This window comes from Rhodococcus sp. OAS809 (assembly GCF_040546695.1).
Lineage (GTDB): Bacteria > Actinomycetota > Actinomycetes > Mycobacteriales > Mycobacteriaceae > Rhodococcus_F > Rhodococcus_F qingshengii.
Genome location: NZ_JBEPOI010000002.1, coordinates 6,013,564 through 6,032,873 on the forward strand (window position 1 = coordinate 6,013,564; position 19,310 = coordinate 6,032,873).

Below are 19,310 nucleotides of genomic sequence, written 5' to 3' on the forward strand. Positions count from 1 at the left end.
CTGGTGGGGGCGGTGATAGAGGCCGCACAATGCAGGAGTATCAGCCCGGAGCGAGTAGTATTTACTAGGCCGCGGTGCCTTCTCAGGCGATTCGTGCCCTGATTCGGATCACACACTCGTGCAGCGGCCACCAGAAGAGCCGTGCGACTTGACTTTCGCGTGGCCGAATCAACTCAGCCAGGAGAGCCATCGCGTGACCATCACCAGCTTCCGTAACGTTGCCATCGTCGCACACGTCGACCACGGCAAGACCACCCTCGTCGACGCCATGCTTCGTCAGTCCGGCGCGTTCGAGGAGCGCGCCGAGCTGGTCGATCGCGTTATGGACTCCGGCGACCTCGAACGCGAGAAGGGCATCACCATTCTCGCGAAGAACACCGCAGTACATAAGGTCAACGAAGACGGTTCCATCACCGTCATCAACGTCATCGACACCCCCGGCCACGCCGACTTCGGTGGCGAGGTCGAGCGCGGCCTGTCCATGGTCGACGGCGTCGTCCTGCTCGTCGATGCTTCCGAGGGACCCCTGCCGCAGACGCGTTTCGTGCTGCGCAAGGCACTCGCCGCTTCGCTGCCCGTCATCCTGGTCGTCAACAAGACGGACCGCCCCGACGCCCGCATCGAAGAGGTTGTCACCGAGGCTCAGGACCTGCTCCTCGACCTCGCATCGGACCTGTCCGACGAGGCCGCCGAAGCCGCTGAGCTCGCACTCGAACTTCCCGTCCTCTACGCGTCCGGTCGCGAAGGCAAGGCATCGACCGTGCAGCCCGAGAACGGCAAGGCTCCCGACGCCGAGGACCTCACCGCACTCTTCCAGGTGCTGATGGAGTACGTCCCCGCGCCGAAGGGCTCGGTCGACGCACCGCTGCAGGCTCACGTCACCAACCTCGACGCATCCGCATTCCTCGGTCGCCTCGCACTCGTTCGCATCCACAACGGCGAGCTGCGCAAGGGCCAGACCGTGTCCTGGTGCCGCGAGGTCGACGGCGAGCCCGTCGTCACGAAGACCAAGATCACCGAACTCCTCACGACCATCGGTGTCGAGCGCGTTCCCGGTGAGGTCGCCGTCGCCGGTGACATCTGCGCCGTCGCAGGATTCCCGGACATCATGATCGGCGACACCCTCGCCGATCTGGAGAACCCGGTCGCACTGCCCCGCATCACCGTCGACCAGCCGGCAATCTCGGTCACGATCGGCACCAACACGTCACCGCTCGTCGGTCGCGTCAAGGGTCACAAGCTGACTGCACGCATGGTCAAGTCCCGCCTGGACCAGGAGCTCGTCGGTAACGTCTCGCTCAAGGTCCTCGACATCGGTCGCCCCGATGCGTGGGAGGTCCAGGGTCGTGGAGAGCTCGCGCTCGCCATCCTCGTCGAGCAGATGCGTCGTGAGGGCTTCGAACTCACCGTCGGTAAGCCGCAGGTTGTCACGCAGCTCGTCGACGGCAAGGTTCACGAGCCTTTCGAAGAGCTGACCATCGACAGCCCCGAGGAGTACCTCGGCGCCATCACGCAGCTCCTGGCCAACCGCAAGGGCAAGATGGTCCAGATGTCGAACCACGGCGCAGGCTGGGTTCGCATGGAGTTCATCGTTCCTTCGCGTGGCCTCATCGGCTTCCGCACGGACTTCCTCACGGAAACCCGCGGAACCGGTATCGCCAACGCCGTGTTCGACGGATACGGTCCGTGGGCCGGCGAGATCCGTGCGCGCCACACCGGCTCGCTCGTCTCGGACCGCTCCGGCACGGTGACGCCGTTCGCCATGATCCAGTTGGCCGACCGTGGAACCTTCTTCGTCGAGCCCGGCGCAGACACCTACGAGGGACACGTCGTCGGTATCAACCCGCGTCAGGAAGACCTCGACATCAACGTCACCCGCGAGAAGAAGCTGACCAACATGCGTCAGTCGTCCGCAGACGTGATGGAGACCCTCGCAAAGCCGATCAAGCTCGAACTCGAAGCAGCGATGGAGTTCTGCTCCAGCGACGAGTGCGTCGAGGTCACCCCGGAGGACGTCCGCGTCCGCAAGGTGCACCTCAACGCAACCGAGCGCGCTCGCGAGCGTTCACGTAGCAAGGCACGCGACAAGGCTGCTCTGTAGTCTTTCGTCGGTTACAACCTGACAGGCGGATGTGCCTTTCAGCCGAGTTTTCGGCGGAAAGGTACATTCGCCTTCATGGTTTCCAGGCGAAAGATCTGCCAGGGAATCGAGTGCAAAGGGGCGACGCGGCCCCGTACGGAAGGAATTGTCTGTGGCCTCAGGACGTCGCTACCTGGCGTTGGCAGTGGCAGTGACGGCGTTGTCACTGACTGCATGTACAGCCGATCCGCCGCCTCCGGTCGAGAGCACCGAAACCGTCAAGCCCACACTGACTCCGGTCGTTCCGGCGATGAAGCAGGTCACTGTGGCAATCGACGAGGTGGGAGGCGGATTCAACCCGCACCTGCTCGCGGATCAGTCGCCGGTCAACTCCGCAGTCGGCAACCTCGTACTGCCCAGTGCGTTTCGCCCGATCAATTCGCCCACACAACCTGGCGCGACGGAGTGGGCGATCGACGATTCTTTCCTCGTTTCCGCTGAAGTGACGTCGGAGGCCCCGTTCACGATTCGCTACCAACTGCGCAACGAAGCCCAATGGTCGGACGGCGCTCCCATTGCGGCAGAAGACTTTCGCTACCTGTGGCAGCAGATGATCTCGGTTCCCGGTGTGGTCAATCCCGCGGGCTATCAGATGATCGACGACGTGAACTCGTCCGGCGGCGGCAAAACGGTCAACGTCGTGATGCGTGCGCCGTATCCGGCATGGCGAGAGTTGTTCACCGATATTCTTCCGTCCCACCTGATCAAGGACACTCCCGGCGGTTTCAGCACCGGCCTGAGTGAGGGGATTCCGGTGTCGGGAGCCCACTTTCACGTGCGCTCGGTCGACCGCGGCCGGGACGAAATCGTGCTCGAACGCAACGACCGATTCTGGGGCAAGCCTTCAGACCCGGATCAGATAGTTCTGCGACGCGGAGGAACGGCTGCGCAGTTGGCGGATGCGCTGCGTACCGACGATGCCCAAGTGGCGCAGGTTCATTCGGGTAGTGCCACGGATATTCAGCTGTCTGCAATCCCGGGTGTCAGGACGGCATTCTCCTACGTTCCGCGCACTCTCGACATCAACGTGAACGGGCGAAGCAAGAACTTCGCGGATGTTCGGGTGCGTAAAGGTGTTCTGGGACTGCTCGATCCGGACCTGCTCGCCGTGGTGGCGGCAGGGAGTGAATCGGCGTCGGCCCCGGTGAAAGCTCAGATCCTCGCTCCGTCGGATCCGGGATATGCGCCCACCGCGCCGCCGAAACCGACCAGGGAGCAAGCACTGGGCGAGCTGACTGCAGCCGGCTACCTGACGGCACCGCCCCACCGGAATCGTCACGGGCACTGGAACGGTCGGATCGATCGTCCGTGACGGCGCCCAGTTGACACTGCTGATCGGCGCTCCCGAAAACGACGACATCGCGATCGCCGTGGCAAACACCGCTGCCGACGAATTGCGTGACGTGGGAATCCTGGCGACCGTCGAATCGGTGGCGCCGGAGGAACTCTACGGCGAGGACCTGACGACAGGACGCGTCGACATGATCGTCGGTTGGAGCCGGGCAGGCGCCGACACGGCCACTTCGCTGGCCTCGCGGTTCAGTTGCCCGAGCGCACCTTCCACTCCGGCAACAAGTTCGGCAGTGCCCGCACCGACGCCGTCGCAGACACCGGAGCCCATCCGAACGACAAGCGTCGAGGCTCCGAGCAACCTGTCCGGGCTGTGTGATCCGGCGTTGCAAGGTCGGATCGACGAAGCGCTCAGTGGCATCGGGGATCTGGGGTCGTTGATCGCCGATGCGGAACCCAAGCTGTGGGATCTTGCGGCGGTTTTGCCGATCGTGCAGAGCCGAGCGCTGGTCGCGGTCGGGACCGGAGTCGAGGGCGTGGTCCTCGACGGGCCGGTGCAGGTGGGGATATTCGGAAACGCTACGGACTGGGTGAGGGTGGAAAAGTGACCGCGTCGGCGAAGCGACTTCTGTTGGTGCACGCACATCCGGACGACGAAACGATCACCACCGGTGGCACCATCGCGCGATACGCGTCCGAAGGCGTCGAGGTCACAGTCCTCACCTGCACGTTGGGGGAGGAAGGCGAAGTGATCGGTGATGCGTGGGCCGGGCTCGTGGCTTCCGAGGCCGATCAACTCGGTGGCTACCGGATCGCGGAACTGAGCGCTGCTTTGTCGGCTTTGGGCAGTGCCGCTCCTCGCTTCCTCGCCGATGCCGGTCGGTATCGCGACTCCGGAATGATCGGCACACCTTCGGCCGCCAATCCCCGTGCTTTTGTCAATGCTCGACTCGACGAAGCAGTCGGCGCGGTGGTCGCCGTCATTCGTGAGATTCGGCCGCACGTCGTGATCACGTACGACCCCAACGGCGGCTACGGGCACCCGGACCACATCCAGGCGCACGCGATCACGACAGCGGCCGTCGAAGCTGCAGGAACGACCGCGTATCCCGAGACCGGCGAGCCGTGGTCGACTCCGAAGTTCTACTGGACCGTGACCGAGCGCAGCGGACTCGAACGCGGCATCGCGGCGATTTCCGAGTTCCCGGAGAACTGGCGTCTGCCCGAGCCCGGGGAATTGCCGAGCGTCGAGGACACAGACGTGACGACGGCAATCGACGTTCGAGGCGTCATCGATGCGAAGGCGAGGGCATTGAGCGCCCACGCCACTCAGGTGACGGTAGCCCCGAGCCGAGCCGAGTTCGCATTGTCGAACAACGTGGTCCAACCGATCCTGACGGTCGAGCATTTCGTATTGGCCGCCGGCGCGCTCGGTCCGGTGGGTGAGGACGGCCGCGAGCGCGATCTGTTCGGCGGGCTGCACAGCTGACCTGGGCGTCGGCTCACAGGCATTGCGATCGACGCCGTAGTGGTGTGTGATGCGTGTCACCGGATGGGTGGTCCTTTCGGTAACAGCAAAGCCTGGGGGCTGAAGAAATGTACAACTGGGACCTGCAAAACCAGATCGTCGCCTTCGTCGATTCGTTGCGTCCGATGGCTGGTTATTACCACGACTTGTATTACGGGTCGCTCTACGCATTCGCAGATCAGCAGAGTCATTTGCTGACTCTGCTCGGGTTCCCGCCGGTTCCCTGATCAGCTTCGTGCTTTTCGGGCGCGAGCCGGGGTGCTTGTCGGGAGGGACCCCGCGCTCGCGCGATGACGACCGATAGACCACTATCAAAACCATGACGACCGTCGAGAACAACACGGACGCCTCGACAGGAACGTCGCTGGCGTGGCTCGACCCTGTCATCCTCGGCGTCCTGATTTTCGACGGATTCTTGTGCGCGGTGTTGTCCGTCCTGTTCTTGCCGACTCATCTCGGTACGACGGCATTTCCCATCAGCATTCTCGTAGCCGCGACCGCGAACCTCGTATTGGTGATCGCCGCCCGCACGGTTACGACGCCGGGTAGGGCCGCATTGCCGCTCGCCGGTTGGATCGTCGGGTTCTTGGTGTGCATGGTGGGCGGCCCCGGCGGCGACGTACTCGTGCTTTCGTCCCCTCTGACCTTCCTGCTGCTGGTCGGTGCGATCGCTCCGGCCGCCGTTTTCCTCTTCAAAGTGGCGATCAACAGACTCGCCACCCTCAGCTCGCAATAGTTCTCGGCGCGCGCGTAGGAAACTGACCCGTGCATAAGGGACACTCAGCCTGTGGCTGAACATGATTTGGCGGGTGCGACTATCGCCTTGACCGCAGAACGGCGTGTCGAAGAATTTGCGACGCTCCTCGAACGTCGAGGCGCGGAGATCGTGCGGACACCGGTGATCCATGTGCTGCCGTTGGTGGACGATCGAGACCTGAGGACTCAGACGTCCGCTTTGATTGCCGATCCTCCGGAATTGGTCGTGATCAGTACCGGGATCGGCTTCAGGGGTTGGCTCGACGCCGTCGCCTCGTGGGGTTTGACCGACGAGTTCCTCGGGGCTCTCGCCCACACGCGCATCATCGCCCGCGGCCCGAAGGCGACGGGCGCCATCCGAGGCGCCGGACTGCGCGAGGAATGGTCGCCTTCGGGTGAGTCGTCCGAGGAAGTTCTGGCACATCTCGGAAGCGAGGGAGTGGCAGGCTTGCGCATCGCAGTCCAGTTGCACGGCACCATCACCGAATGGGAGCCGTTGACGGACCTGAGCGCCTCCCTCGCCGACATCGGCGCGGTTGTCACTCCGGTATCGGTCTATCGGTGGATCCGGCCGCCGGATCAGTCGCCGGTCCGCGCGTTGGTCGCTGCAGTTCGTTCCGGTGCGATCGACGCGCTGACCTTCACCAGTGCCCCCGCGGTCTCCTCGATGCTCAGCACGGCAAAAGAAATGGGCGAGTTGGAGCGGTTCGTCGCAGCGATGCGCGGACCGGTACCGACCTACTGCGTCGGACCGGTCACGGCCGCTCCGCTGGAACTCCTCGGTGTTCCGACCATCCAGCCCGAGCGATCGCGTCTCGGTTCGCTGGCGAGGCTCATCATCGACGACCTGCCCACACGTCGCCACCGCCCGGAGTGACGGCTTCGATCAATTCCCACGCGTTCTCGGCGGGGAGATCGATCACCTCGTAGCTTCCGGTGCCGGCGGGCGTCGCGGCGACGACGGTTGCCACTCCCGCGCGTCGTTGGAAGAACGTCTCGCGCACCGTCCATCCGATGACACCTTCGGATTCGAGACTGTGACGCTGGCGATCGAGCGAGCCGTTTCGGGTGATCAACCATCCGGGTAGTACTGCGTGGCCGAGGCCCTTGTATCGGTCGTAGGCGAGGGCGGTGCCACCGATGGCGAGTACGGCGACCCCGAACCACGCGTAGATCGGTACATCGAGTCCAGAAGCCGCGCACGCCACACAGACCAGGAACGCCACCGCGGCGAGGAACAGTGCTCGGGTGTACCGGCGACGCCGCGCGGCCGGGCCGTGCGGGATCAGCGGGGCGGACGCCTGGCGTGAGTCACCGATCACGGTGGCCATCACTCGCTCGGCTTCCCTGCGCGGTCCCTGCGGGAGCAGTAGCGAAGATTCCTTCTTCTCGGCGCTGACCCCGGTCATGATGGCGTCGAGCCGCGCGCCGCGGGCCAATCGCAGCAGGAGCGGTTCCTTGAGCGTCGTGCCGCGGAGGCGGGCGCGGTCGAGTGTGGTTTGCCGAGTCTTCAACAGGCCGTGACTGACATGCAGGATGCGGCCGTTGTCGGTGAGTTTCATGTTGCCGAACGCGATCAGGTACTGGACGCAGGCGAGTGCACTCGACAGCACCAGCAGCACGACGAGTGCGATGACGACCATCAGTGCGATGCCGAGGCTCTCGAGTGAGTCGAAGCTGTCGCTCACTGCCGAGGATTTCGCGACGGCAGTGCCGATGCCGTATTGGAACGAGATGCCGATGATGGCTGCGATGATGGCGATTCCGGTGAACGAAAAGGGGGCGTAGCGAACCCAACTCGGTTCCCAGTGACCGATTTCGGTGTCGACCGGTTCGGTGATGCTTTCGACCGGCGTGCCCGGGGTTTCCAGTCGCCGTGCTTGCTGGGCGCCGGCCAACAGTGCGGCGCGTAGGTCCGGAACCAGGGCGGTCGACAGGGCGTTGAGCTCGAACTTGTTCGAATCGTGGCCGCTCCCGGCGCGCTGGCCGGTACCGATGCGCACGATCGACAGTCCGAGCAACCGGTGCATGACCCCGGCCTCGACGTCGACGGATCGGATGCGGCTACGCGGGACGGAGAGCAGCTTTTTCTGGAAGACCCCGGTGCGCAGTTGAACGTGGACGGGTCCGATTCGGTACGTGGTGGTGAAATACCGCAACAAACCGAAGATGACGAGCAGAGTGACGACGCCGAGTCCCCACCAGTGGTTTCCGGATTGGCTGCCGAGAACTACGGAGACGAGTAGGACCGGGAGCAGTTTGACGACTTCGTTGACGGGGTGGACCAGAAGCATGCGTCGGTCGAGGCGGAGCCAGGGCTGTTCCTCTTCCGCGGCCTCGGCAGCTGCCGTTTCCGCCTCTACCGGGATCTCGATCGCGGTCGGGTCGCCCAACTGTTTCTCGTTCACGTCGCGTCTCCCACGTTGGTACCCGCGATCTCCGTCAGTTGAGCCACCGTGCGGTCGGCGACTTCCTGGTCGAGTGCGGAGATCTTCACGGCCCCGGCCGACGACGCTGTCGTGACCGTGACGGTTGCCAGACCCAACATGCGGTCGATCGGTCCGCGCTCGGTGTCCACGGTCTGCACGCGCGAGATCGGTGCGATGCGTCGCTCCTGGGTGAACCAGCCGGTGCGGGTGTATACCGCGGTGTCACTGATCTCCCATCGGTGGACCCGATACCGCCACGCCGGGACCATCAGAATGTAGGTGGCAGCGAAGAGTACGGTGACTGCGAATACGGTGCCGACCACCCAGGACGGGATTCCGGGCACCAAGACGGCACAGACGATTTCGGCGACGATGACGGGTACCCAGAACAGTGAGGCAGTGATTGCCCACAGCCTCGGGGCTTTGGTGCTGGGTCGCCATAACGGGTCGGCCATGGTCAGCGGTTGCGGCGCAGTCATGGGCACTACTTTGGTCGAGTGAGGGGCGATCTGTCGACATCGGCCCTATCGTGGAGTGTGGCGACCGCGAAGGGAGCACGTGATGACCGAACAAGATGCGACATTCGACCCGGAGGCTCCGGAATCAGATGCGCTCGAACAATCGACACCCGTAGATCCGAACGCCCCTGAAGAACCCGATCTGACCGACATTCCGCTCGACGCGCCAGTGGCTGACGTCGTGGATCAACGAGTCGAGGTTGCGGTCGACGACGACTACCGGCCGTCGTGATCGAGGCGGTGTCGGGGCGGTGAGGCCTCCTACTTCTGGCACCGGGTGGCACTAGTCGTCCCACATGGCGCATGATCGCTAGGTGAACCGAACTGGTGATGACTCCGGCAAACCCACCATGCTTCCGATGCCAGGTATTTCCGCGTCCGCCTCGTCCAGTCCGTCGCCCGGCCCGTCAGCGTCGGCGATGCGGCGAGTTCTCCGTCGTGCACGCGACGGAGCGACCCTGAACGTCGACGAGGCGGCAACGCTGCTGCAGGCACGGGGAACCGATCTGACCGATCTGTGTTCTTCGGCGGCCAAGGTTCGCGATGCCGGTCTGCTGGCAGCGGGTCGGCCGAACACCGTGACGTATTCGCGGAAAGTTTTCATTCCGCTGACCCGTCTGTGCCAGGACAAGTGCCACTACTGCACATTCGTCACGGTGCCAGGGAAGCTGCGTGCCGCTGGGCACGGCATGTTCCTGGAACCGGACGAGGTTTTGGACATTGCCAGGGCAGGCGCCGAATTGGGCTGCAAGGAAGCGTTGTTCACGCTGGGGGATCGCCCCGAGGCTCGCTGGCCGGAAGCCAAGCAATGGCTGGACGAACGCGGCTACGACTCCACCCTCGACTACGTGCGAGCGATGTCGATCCGGGTACTCGAGGAGACAGGCCTGCTCCCACACCTCAATCCCGGTGTGATGAGCTGGCAGGAACTCTCGCGGCTCAAGCCCGTTGCGCCGTCGATGGGCATGATGCTCGAGACGACCGCTACCCGGCTGTTCACCGACAAGGGTGAGTGCCACTACGGCAGCCCGGACAAGGACCCGGCGGTTCGGCTACGCACCCTGACCGACGCAGGCCGACTGAACATCCCCTTCACCACGGGAATTCTTGTGGGCATCGGGGAGAACTTCCTCGAACGTGCCGAGTCGATCATGGCGATACGCAAGTCGCAGAAGGCGTTCGGCCACATCCAGGAAGTGATCATTCAGAACTTCCTGGCCAAGCCCGATACCGCGATGCGCAATACGCCTGATGCTGGACTCGACGAGTTTCTCGCGGCCATCGCCGTCGCACGCCTGCTGCTCGGGCCGACGATGCGGATCCAGAGTCCGCCGAATCTCGTCTCGAACAGCGAGTGCCTCGCGCTGCTCGGCGCAGGCGTGGACGACTGGGGCGGGGTATCACCGTTGACCCCCGATCACGTCAACCCCGAGCGTCCCTGGCCGAATCTCGAGACCTTGGCCGAGATCAGCGCCGAGGGCGGCTTCACGCTGACCGAACGCACTGCGGCTCAGCCGGCATATGTCCTGGCCGGGGCTCCGTGGATCGATCCGCGTATTGCGGGTCACGTGCAGGCGCTGGCGGATCCCAAGACCGGTCTCGCCTTGCCCGACACCAAGCCGGTGGGTCGGCCGTGGCAGGAACCGGACGAGTCGTGGGAATCGAGCGGACGCGTCGATCTCAATACCGAGATCGACACGGACGGGCGCAACACCGAGACCCGCAGTGACCTGGGCAGTGCGTTCGGCGACTGGGAGACCGTGCGCGAACAGGTTCTCGAGCTCAGTGCTCCGATTCGCGTCGACACCGATCTGCTGGCTGCGCTCCGCAGTGCCGAACGCGACCCGGCCGGATGTTCCGACGACGAGTACCTGGCCCTCGCCACGGCGGAGGGCCCGGGCCTGGAAGCCGTTGTGGCACTGGCGGATGCGCTGCGCAAGGATGCCGTCGGCGAGGACGTCACCTACGTGGTGAACCGGAACATCAACTTCACCAACATCTGCTACACGGGCTGCCGATTCTGTGCGTTCGCGCAGCGCAAGGGTGACGCCGACGCGTTCACGCTGTCGGCAGAGCAGGTCGCCGACCGTGCGTGGGAAGCGCACGTCGCCGGCGCAACCGAGGTGTGCATGCAGGGCGGTATCGATCCGGAACTTCCCGTCACCGGTTACGCCGACCTGGTCCGGGCCGTCAAGAAGCGCGTGCCGTCGATGCACGTCCACGCGTTCTCTCCGATGGAGATCGTGAACGGTGCATCGCGCAGTGGTGAGAGCATCAGGGATTGGCTGACGGCCCTTCGTGAGGCGGGCCTGGACACCATTCCCGGTACGGCAGCGGAGATCCTCGACGACGAGGTGCGCTGGATCCTCACCAAGGGCAAACTGCCGACGGCGGAATGGATCGAAGTGGTCACCACGGCCCACGAGGTGGGGCTGCGGTCGAGTTCGACGATGATGTACGGGCATGTCGATCAGCCGCACCATTGGGTCGGGCACCTGAACGTTCTTCGCGGAATCCAGGACCGTACAGGCGGATTCACGGAGTTCGTGCTGCTGCCGTTCGTTCACCAGAGCGCGCCCCTGTACCTGGCGGGCGCTTCACGGCCAGGGCCGACCAATCGGGACAACCGCGCTGCGCACGCGTTGGCACGCATCATGCTGCACGGCCGCATACCCAATATCCAGACCAGCTGGGTCAAACTTGGCATCACCGGAACGCAGATGATGCTCAACGGCGGCGCCAACGACCTCGGCGGAACGCTGATGGAAGAGACGATCTCGCGGATGGCCGGCTCCGAACACGGTTCCGAGAAGACCGTCGCAGAACTGCGCGCCATCGCCGAGGGAATCGGACGTCCGGCACGCGAACGAACCACCACACATGCACGACGCGAAGGAGCGATTGCCTGATGGCTGACGTACTGGGGGACCGCAAGGTCGTCGAGGTTCTCGATCGAGCGGTGTGGGGGATCAACCCGGTTCTCGACCTCGCCTACAGCGATCCGCTCGGTATCAAGCGTCGGACGTTCGAGCCGACCGATCCCGAGCGAAACGCTGCTGCGATGGTGTTGGACGCGGCCGCTTGGGTCCTCGACGTCGTCAAGTTCCCCGGGACGGCGGCGTGGTCGGTGATGACCGACGAGCAGCGCTCGAAGTGGTGGACGACCCGGTTGGGTGCACTCAACACCGTTGCCGTCGCGTTTCCCGGCATCTTCGGTGTCCTCCTCAATCGGTTGCCGATCCAGGACCTGCTGGCCTTCGCGAATCAGGCCGTTGTGCTCGTTGCGGTTGCCCGTGAACACGGAGTGACCGAACGGGATCAGCAGGTGGACCTCCTGGCGTCGGTGCTGTGCCGGCGTGAGACGAAGTCTCGAGAGCTTCTCACCGGAGAGGACTTCGCCGAGAAATCAGCCGGCGGCGCCGACGAGACCTGGCGCCCGTTCGCGCTCATCGGAACGTTGTGGCGCACGTCCAAGACTTTTCGTGCCATCACGGACGAGTTGCACAAGCGGCCGTCTCGGACAAAACCGTACGAGATCATCGGCAAGATTCCGGTGGTCGGCGTCGTGGCGGATTACCTCGGTGAGCGGGGCGCACTGGTACGCGCGGCCGCTCTGGGGGAGAAGTGGATCGCGATTCGGTCGAGGAACATCACCGCAGTAGGCTGAAATGTGTTACCCCCGCCTGCTCAGAGTCGGTCGGCAGGGGGATAATAGGCTGTTCCCGCGGTACGTGAGAGTCGTATCGGATTTTCGGCCCCTTGCAACTGCGTGTTGCGGCGGCGATGCACGACAGGAAGGCAGGGAGATCGGCAGTGACCTACACGATTGCTGAACCGTGTGTAGATGTGATGGACAAGGCGTGCATCGAAGAATGCCCTGTCGACTGCATCTACGAGGGTGGACGCATGCTTTACATCCACCCCGACGAGTGTGTCGACTGCGGCGCGTGTGAGCCTGTCTGTCCCGTCGAAGCCATCTTCTACGAAGACGACGTCCCGGACCAGTGGAACGCGTACATCAGCACCAACGTCGATTTCTTCGACGATCTCGGCTCACCGGGTGGAGCGGCCAAGCTCGGCAAGGTCGACTACGACACGCCGTTCATCAAGGCGCTGCCTCCCATGGGTGAGGAATAGCGATCTTGTCTCGTACTCCGGTGGCCGCTGGGCTTCCTGATTTTCCGTGGGATTCGCTCGCCGACGTCACGGCGAAGGCGCACTCTCATCCCGACGGCATCGTGAACCTGTCCGTGGGGACGCCGGTGGATCCGGTGGACCCGGTGATTCAGGAGGCTCTGGCCTCTGTTGCCGAGGTGCCCGGATACCCGACGACTCATGGCACGCTCGCGCTTCGCGAGGCCGTGGCGGAGTCACTGGATCGCCGCTACAACATTCCCGACGTCGATCCGGCAGCGGTGCTGCCGGCCATCGGTACCAAGGAAATGATCGCGTGGCTGCCGACATTGCTCGGTTTCGGAGCCGACGATCTAGTGGTCATTCCGGAGTTGGCGTACCCGACGTACGAGGTCGCAGCGAAACTGGCAGGTGCTCGTGTCCTGCGCGCCGACGGCTTGAACAAGCTCGGTCCCGAGTCGGCGGCGATGATCTTCGTGAACTCGCCCTCGAATCCCACCGGCAAGGTGCTCGGCCTCGAGCACTTGCAGAAGGTCGTGGCCTGGGCGCGCGAGCGCGGCGCCATCGTCGTCTCCGACGAGTGCTACCTCGGATTGACGTGGGAAGCCGATGCGCTCTCCATTCTCGATCCTCGTGTCAACGACGGTGATCTGACCGGTTTGCTTGCGGTCCACTCACTTTCGAAGACGTCCAATCTCGCGAGCTATCGCGCCGGGTTCGTCACCGGTGATCCGGCTCTGGTGTCGGAACTGCTCGAGGTGCGCAAGCATGCGGGCATGATCCTGCCGCTACCGATCCAGGCGGCGATGACCGCAGCCTTGGGCGACGACCAACACGAGAACATCCAGCGCGAGCGGTACCGCGAGCGTCGTAGTGTGTTGATCGAAGCTGTTCGAGGCGCCGGATTCACCGTCGACAATTCCGAGGCAGGTCTGTACCTCTGGGCGACGCGCGGCGAGGAATGTCGAGCGACGGTCAGTTGGTTCGCCGATCGTGGGATCCTCGTTGCCCCCGGTGAGTTCTACGGACCGAGCGGGAGCAAGCACGTGCGGATCGCGCTCACTGCAACAGACGAGCGAATCGCCGCGGCAGCAAAGCGCCTCTCCGCCTGAATCGTGTGCTTTCCCAGGTGTCAGGTTCCCTGATGTCGGTATCGGTCCGATGTAAGGTCGCGCTGTGACCACCTCAGGGACCGGCGGCTTGGACGCGGTACTGATTGTCGCCGTCGTTGTTGCCTCGATCGCGCTGATGCTCGCGTGGCTGAAGGATCGTCGAATACTCGGAGACCTACCTCTTTCGGCCGTTGTGCTTTGGCTCGTGGTGGCAGGGCCGTCAATTTTGCAGGCGCTGATGCCGGGACTGTTGGACATGTTTCGCCGTGATCCCACGTTGATCCGCGACGGTCAGTGGTGGCGGATCCTGACGTCGGTGTTCGTCCAGGACGGCGGCCTTGCCGGGACGGTTGCCAACCTTCTCACGTTGGCAGTGGTGGCGCCGCCTGCTTTTCGGCTCTGGGGCGCCGCACGCGGTTGGGCACTCTTCCTGCTCGGTCAACTGTTGTTCGGTTTGCTCACCACCGCAGTCTTCCCGTCGACCGGCGCAGGCAACTCCGGTGCCACGCTTGCTCTGGCAGCGGCGGCCGCGGGCATCGGCGTTCTGGTGCGCCCGCGAATGCCTGAGATTGTTCTGACGGTCGTGATTGTCGTCGGCGGCGCAACATTGGTGACGGTCGACGACGCACACGGATTCGCGGTGCTTTCCGGGGCGCTCTTGGGGGCTGCGCTGGTGACGCTGTTCCCTCCGCACTCGATGGACGCGCGTCGGGCAGGAGAAAGTTTGCGACCATCCGCGCTGTGAGATGCTGTCGTGGTGCTGCTGAGATCCTTGAACCCCCTTGCTGTTGCCCGCGGTGACGACCTCGACGACGCCGTGACGATCGGTGACACGGTTCTCTCGCGGAGTGCCATTCTCGGTGCCGCGACCTCGGTCGCGGAGCGAGTGGCGCAGGCCGATCGGGTTGCCGTATTGGCAACTCCCACAGCAAAAACGATTCTCGCCGTCGTCGGGGCGTTGATTGCCGGCGTCACCGTTGTGCCGGTCCCGCCGGACTCGGGGAAGGCTGAGCGAGAGCACATTCTGCGTGACTCCGGTGCCCAGGCGTGGCTCGGCGAAACGGACGACCACTGCGAAGGTCTGCCCGTGGTTCCCGTCCGATTGCACGCTCGCTCGTGGCACAGCTATCCCGAACCGGCACCGCAGTCCACAGCATTCGTCCTGTACACGTCCGGAACTACCGGCCCACCGAAGGGCGTTCTGCTCAGTCGCTCGGCTATCGCAGCCGGGCTCGACGCGCTCGCCGAGGCCTGGGACTGGACGTGGCGAGACACCCTCGTACACGGGCTTCCGCTCTTCCACGTGCACGGACTGATTCTCGGAATCCTCGGCCCCCTCCGGATCGGCAGCCGGGTGATCCACACCGTCAAGCCGACGCCGGAAAACTACGCAAGGGCCAAAGGCTCCCTCTACTTCGGTGTCCCCACCGTCTGGTCGCGTATCGCCGAAGACGAAGAAGCTGCCCGCGCGTTGTCCGGTGCCCGACTTCTGGTCTCCGGTAGTGCGCCGCTTCCCGTGCCTGTCTTCGAAAAGCTGCGGGAGCGAACAGGATTGACGCCCATCGAGCGTTACGGCATGAGTGAGACGATGCTGACCCTGAGCACGCGTTTCGACGGCGAGCGACGCCCGGGGTGGGTCGGCGTGCCGCTGCGCGGAGTCGAGACTCGTCTTCGTGACGAGAAGGGCAACGATGTGCCGCACGACGGCGAGAGTATCGGCGGCCTACAGGTACGTGGGCCGATGCTTTTCGACGGCTACTTGAACCGTCCGGACGCAACCGCCGAGTCCTGGACGGAGGACGGCTACTTCAAGACCGGTGACGTCGCCGTCATCGACGAGGGTGGGTTCCACCGAATCGTCGGCCGCGAATCCATCGACTTGATCAAATCCGGTGGATTCAGAGTCGGCGCCGGCGAGATCGAGACCGCCATCCTCGGGCACCCTTCGGTGTCCGAAGTTGCGGTGATCGGTGTCCCCGACGCCGATCTGGGGCAACGGATCATCGCCGTCGTAGTCCGTAGGCCCGGGACTCCCGAGGTCACCGAAGCCGAATTGGTCGAGTTGGTCGGGGCGGAGTTGTCGGCGCATAAGCGTCCCCGTGAGGTTCGCTTTGCCGAGACTCTGCCACGTAACGCGATGGGCAAGGTTCAGAAGCGTGAGCTGCTCTAGGCAGGTCAGTTTGCTGAAAAGTCGCTGCGACGCTTGAAGGTTCGTGAATTCGGCCGGCCTGTCCCGAAATGTGGGCTCGCCGGTTCTCCGACGATTCAGCGCTAGTTGGAATTTCTGTGTTCTTGGCTACACTACCGCCCGGTAGGGACAGTTCCAGTCGCGCGCATACCGTCGGTATGCCTGAGTGCGAGTGGCCTCGGAAGGGCAGATTTCATGGCGGGCGGACGGCATTCGAGTCCTGACAGCGGGCGGTCGATCGGGTTCTACGCAGTGGGTGGGTTGGTTGCCGTCGCGGTAGTCGCCACCGGGGTGGTGGTCTTCAAGGCAACACAGTCCGATTCCTGCGAGAGCGTCGACGAGTACTCGCTGGCAGCGGATCCTGCGATCGCGCCGGCAGTCACAGAGATCCTCGCAGAATCGTCGCCGGAGCAGACAGGCTGTTCGCGGATCACGGTTACCTCTGCGCTGCCCGGGGACGTTGCGGGAACCCTGGGTAAGGGCGTGGACGCTCCGGACATGTGGATACCGGATTCGACAGCGTGGGTGGGCAAAGCTGCATTGACGGCCAAAGGGCCGGTCGCTGCCGCCGGCGGTTCGATCGCCACCTCGCCTGTCGTACTTGCCTCCGGCGGTGGCGAACAGTTTGCCAGTTGGCTCACGGCGCTACAGGTTCCCGATCTGGCGTTGGGCAATCCGTTGTTCACAGGGGTTGCGTCGGCGCCCATTCTCGGAGCTCTCGCGGAGACCGGGGCCACCTCCGAATCCGTTCGAGCGGCACTCGTACCCCACGCGCAAGCGGAGAGTGTTCGTACCGAAGATCAGCCGGTAGGACAGAAGATGCTCACCGAATTGGTCAGCTCCGGAAAGGTCGGTGTTTCGACCGAGCAACAGGTCGTCGAGTTCACGAAGGCCGAGTCGAAGATTTCCGCGACAGTACCGGCGACGGGAACCATGATCATGGATTACCCCCTGGTGGTCAGTGCTTCGGCACCGGACCGGCACTACGCCGCAGCCAAGAAGAGTGACGCCATCGCCGAGCTGTTGCACAGTGAATCTGCTCAGGAAGTGCTGACGCGCAGCGGGTTCCGTACTTCCGGCGGTGGAGCCGTCGAAGGTGGAGTCGGTGACGTCACGGCACTGACCGTGTCCGAACAGTCGGTGGCCGATCAGACACTGGGCGCTTGGGCTCTGATGGCCAAGCCGATCCGGACACTCGTTGCGATCGACGTGTCTGCGTCGATGGACTACCCGGCGGCAGGCGGCAAGACGCGCATGCAGTTGACCACTGCTGCTGCTCTGGCCGGCAATCAGGTCTTCCCAGACAGCGTCGCTGCCGGTCTCTGGGCGTTTTCCCAAGGTATGAACGGAACCCAGGACTTCCAGGAATTGGTGCCGATCAGGCGCTACGACACGATCGTCGACGGTGTGACTCAACGAAAGTTGATGGCAGATCAGGCGAACCGGCTCACCGAACTCAAACGTGGCGCCACAGGTTTGTACGACACGACTCTGGCCGCATTCCGTAAGGTTCAGGAATCGTACGATCCGCGAGCGGTCAACAGCGTCATCATCTTGACCGACGGCGCAAACGAAGATCCTGACAGCATCAGCCGTGAACAGTTACTCGATGTTCTTGCACGCGAGCAGGATCCGGCGCGTCCGGTCATCATCGTCACCATCGGCATCACCGATGACGCAGATGCGGCGGCGCTCGCCGATATCTCCCGCGTGACGGGCGGTTCGACGTACATCGCTCGTGACCCCTCGGAGATTTCCGAGGTGTTCGTGAACGCATTGGCTCACCGAGGAACTTAGGCCGCATCCGGACTGGTCCAGGGTGCCGGAAGTGGCGGAGCCTCAGACGAATACCGGTGCCCGGTAGGTGTCGTTGTGGTGAAGGTGTGCCGGTTACCTGGTACAGGTTCGGCAGTCCAGTCCGAGCCCTGTTTCGCGTAATTGCATGCCGCACACAACCCGGCACCGTTGGCTGCGCTGGTGAGGCCACCCCTCGAGTGATCGCGAATGTGGTCGCGGTGGCGAACCGGCGCGTCGCACCACGGAGTACGGCAGCTTCGATCACGGAGTTCGATCAATCGCGCCAACCCCTTCGGGAAGGTTCTCGCCGTGGATTCCATTGCGGTCAGCGCGCCCGTATCGGGGCGTGCGTAGAGCTTTCGGAGCGTTGCCACCGTTTCGGAGTCTTCGCTGGCCTTGGTGATCCATTCGCGTGCAATAGCGGCTGGTACAGGTCCGTACCCGTGGACGTACGCCGGGTCGGAATTTTCGCCCAACAATGACTGGTCGGAGACAACCAGATTCACGGTGACGGGTGTCGGTGTGGCGCGGCCGATTCCGGTAACTCGCTCGACCAGGAGATCAGCCATGATTTGCGCTCGGGTGCGCTTGTCCCCGCCGGCAAGTACGGAATCTGCGTCGCGCCTGAGCGTGGCGTGCACGGCGATACCTTCGGCCACGGGAAGAAACACATTGAGCCAGCACATCGTGTCGGGCGCAGGCCGTGACGTCACTCGTCTGTCTCCCACGGCTTTGCGTGCTCGTCTGGCAATACTATCGGAGTCTATTTCGGCAGTGCGTGCGCGGATTCTTTGTGTCAGTTGATGGTTGCCGCATCCGTCCAAGATTGCAGCGTCACAGCAGAACTCGCGATCCAATGTAGCGCGATCCTGGGCGGTGAGACATGAAGTCTCGCGCATGAGGATCGTCGCTTGATGCTCACTGATGGAGCCGTCGACGAGTAGTCGAAGTGTGTGAGGCATCTCGTCGTTCAGTGCGCGGGCCAGGTTCAGATGCTGAGTTCCGAACCAAGCCGACTCTCGCCGTGCGAGGGCAATCTGCGCGTTGATTCCACGGCCTTGGTATGCGCGCGGCACTCCCCGTTCGCTGCGGTCGTTGCGGGTGAACGCGTCGAGATCGGCAGCCAGCAATGCCTGGGCACCAGCGCAACTGGCCTTCAACTCTTCCAAAGCGCGCAGAAGATCCACGCGTGCTGCGTTGTCGATGGATCGATCCATGCTGACGAGTGATGCTCGGAATTGTCCGATGGTCTCTTCGGATATCGCCTGTTTGGATATGGCCTGTTCAGATACTTGCGTCGTCACTTTTACCCCCCGGTAGTGTCGAACATACATTCGATACTAGCCTCGACAGCGAACGGACGCAACGCCTTTCTCCGTTGGCGTCTGAAAGTTCCGACAGTTCGGTTTTCATGGTTG

Annotated in this window: 16 protein-coding genes and 1 pseudogene; 14 read left to right on the forward strand and 3 right to left on the reverse strand. The window is 63.7% G+C overall.

From position 1 onward, the window contains the following. Positions 1-193: 193 nt before the first annotated feature. From typA to ABIE52_RS31325, 6 genes and pseudogenes are all read left to right on the forward strand, one after another. Positions 194-2,101, forward strand: coding sequence for a translational GTPase TypA (typA, locus tag ABIE52_RS31300; RefSeq protein WP_007726276.1), 1,908 nt, complete (start codon positions 194-196; stop codon positions 2,099-2,101). Between the two features lie 151 nt (positions 2,102-2,252). Then, positions 2,253-4,038, forward strand: a pseudogene (locus ABIE52_RS31305) (ABC transporter family substrate-binding protein). Continuing rightward, complete coding sequence (mshB, locus tag ABIE52_RS31310) at positions 4,035-4,919, forward strand: N-acetyl-1-D-myo-inositol-2-amino-2-deoxy-alpha-D-glucopyranoside deacetylase (RefSeq protein ID WP_030536225.1); 885 nt, start codon at positions 4,035-4,037, stop codon at positions 4,917-4,919. The pseudogene ABIE52_RS31305 and the gene mshB overlap by 4 nt, the downstream one beginning before the upstream one ends. Positions 4,920-5,026: 107 nt before the next feature. Continuing rightward, positions 5,027-5,185: a hypothetical protein gene (locus ABIE52_RS31315; RefSeq protein ID WP_003945210.1), complete on the forward strand. Its 159-nt coding sequence runs from the start codon at positions 5,027-5,029 to the stop codon at positions 5,183-5,185. A 92-nt stretch (positions 5,186-5,277) separates the two neighbouring features. Further along, positions 5,278-5,694 (forward strand): hypothetical protein, encoded by a 417-nt coding sequence (locus ABIE52_RS31320; protein ID WP_192712336.1) that lies wholly within the window; start codon positions 5,278-5,280, stop codon positions 5,692-5,694. Between the two features lie 51 nt (positions 5,695-5,745). Further along, a complete protein-coding gene (locus ABIE52_RS31325) occupies positions 5,746-6,591 on the forward strand; it encodes a uroporphyrinogen-III synthase (RefSeq protein WP_030536223.1) in 846 nt (281 codons plus the stop codon). Here the strand turns inward: ABIE52_RS31325 and ABIE52_RS31330 are convergent. Together ABIE52_RS31330 and ABIE52_RS31335 are read right to left on the reverse strand one after the other, a co-directional pair. Then, positions 6,551-8,122 (reverse strand): PH domain-containing protein, encoded by a 1,572-nt coding sequence (locus ABIE52_RS31330; RefSeq protein WP_081377527.1) that lies wholly within the window; start codon positions 8,120-8,122, stop codon positions 6,551-6,553. The genes ABIE52_RS31325 and ABIE52_RS31330 overlap by 41 nt on opposite strands. Continuing rightward, a complete protein-coding gene (locus ABIE52_RS31335) occupies positions 8,119-8,622 on the reverse strand; it encodes a PH domain-containing protein (protein ID WP_042926352.1) in 504 nt (167 codons plus the stop codon). The genes ABIE52_RS31330 and ABIE52_RS31335 overlap by 4 nt, the downstream gene beginning before the upstream one ends. Positions 8,623-8,704: 82 nt before the next feature. On the opposite strand from ABIE52_RS31335, the gene ABIE52_RS31340 reads away from it, so the two are divergent. From ABIE52_RS31340 to ABIE52_RS31375, 8 genes are all read left to right on the forward strand, one after another. After that, a complete protein-coding gene (locus ABIE52_RS31340; RefSeq protein ID WP_003945217.1) occupies positions 8,705-8,893 on the forward strand; it encodes an Rv3202a family protein in 189 nt (62 codons plus the stop codon). A gap of 118 nt (positions 8,894-9,011) precedes the next feature. Further along, a complete protein-coding gene (locus ABIE52_RS31345) occupies positions 9,012-11,570 on the forward strand; it encodes a bifunctional FO biosynthesis protein CofGH (RefSeq protein ID WP_003945208.1) in 2,559 nt (852 codons plus the stop codon). Further along, the gene (locus tag ABIE52_RS31350; protein WP_003945247.1) at positions 11,570-12,328 is read left to right on the forward strand and encodes a hypothetical protein; all 759 of its coding nucleotides are present in this window, start codon (positions 11,570-11,572) and stop codon (positions 12,326-12,328) included. Before ABIE52_RS31345 ends, ABIE52_RS31350 begins: the two co-directional genes overlap by 1 nt. 146 nt (positions 12,329-12,474) lie before the next feature. Continuing rightward, positions 12,475-12,798: a ferredoxin gene (gene fdxA, locus ABIE52_RS31355; protein WP_003945248.1), complete on the forward strand. Its 324-nt coding sequence runs from the start codon at positions 12,475-12,477 to the stop codon at positions 12,796-12,798. A gap of 5 nt (positions 12,799-12,803) precedes the next feature. Beyond that, positions 12,804-13,907: a succinyldiaminopimelate transaminase gene (gene dapC / locus ABIE52_RS31360; RefSeq protein ID WP_192712337.1), complete on the forward strand. Its 1,104-nt coding sequence runs from the start codon at positions 12,804-12,806 to the stop codon at positions 13,905-13,907. A gap of 64 nt (positions 13,908-13,971) precedes the next feature. After that, entirely contained in the window at positions 13,972-14,652 is a 681-nt protein-coding gene (locus tag ABIE52_RS31365) for a rhomboid family intramembrane serine protease (RefSeq protein ID WP_192712338.1), read from the forward strand. Positions 14,653-14,664: 12 nt separating this feature from the next. Then, entirely contained in the window at positions 14,665-16,077 is a 1,413-nt protein-coding gene (locus ABIE52_RS31370) for an acyl-CoA synthetase (protein WP_050656032.1), read from the forward strand. Positions 16,078-16,290: 213 nt separating this feature from the next. Then, positions 16,291-17,892, forward strand: coding sequence for a substrate-binding and VWA domain-containing protein (locus ABIE52_RS31375; RefSeq protein WP_007726253.1), 1,602 nt, complete (start codon positions 16,291-16,293; stop codon positions 17,890-17,892). Here ABIE52_RS31375 and ABIE52_RS31380 read toward each other — a convergent pair. After that, positions 17,889-19,109, reverse strand: a complete 1,221-nt coding sequence (locus tag ABIE52_RS31380) for an HNH endonuclease (RefSeq protein ID WP_257237613.1) — start codon at positions 19,107-19,109, stop codon at positions 17,889-17,891. The genes ABIE52_RS31375 and ABIE52_RS31380 overlap by 4 nt on opposite strands. Positions 19,110-19,310 lie beyond the last annotated feature (201 nt).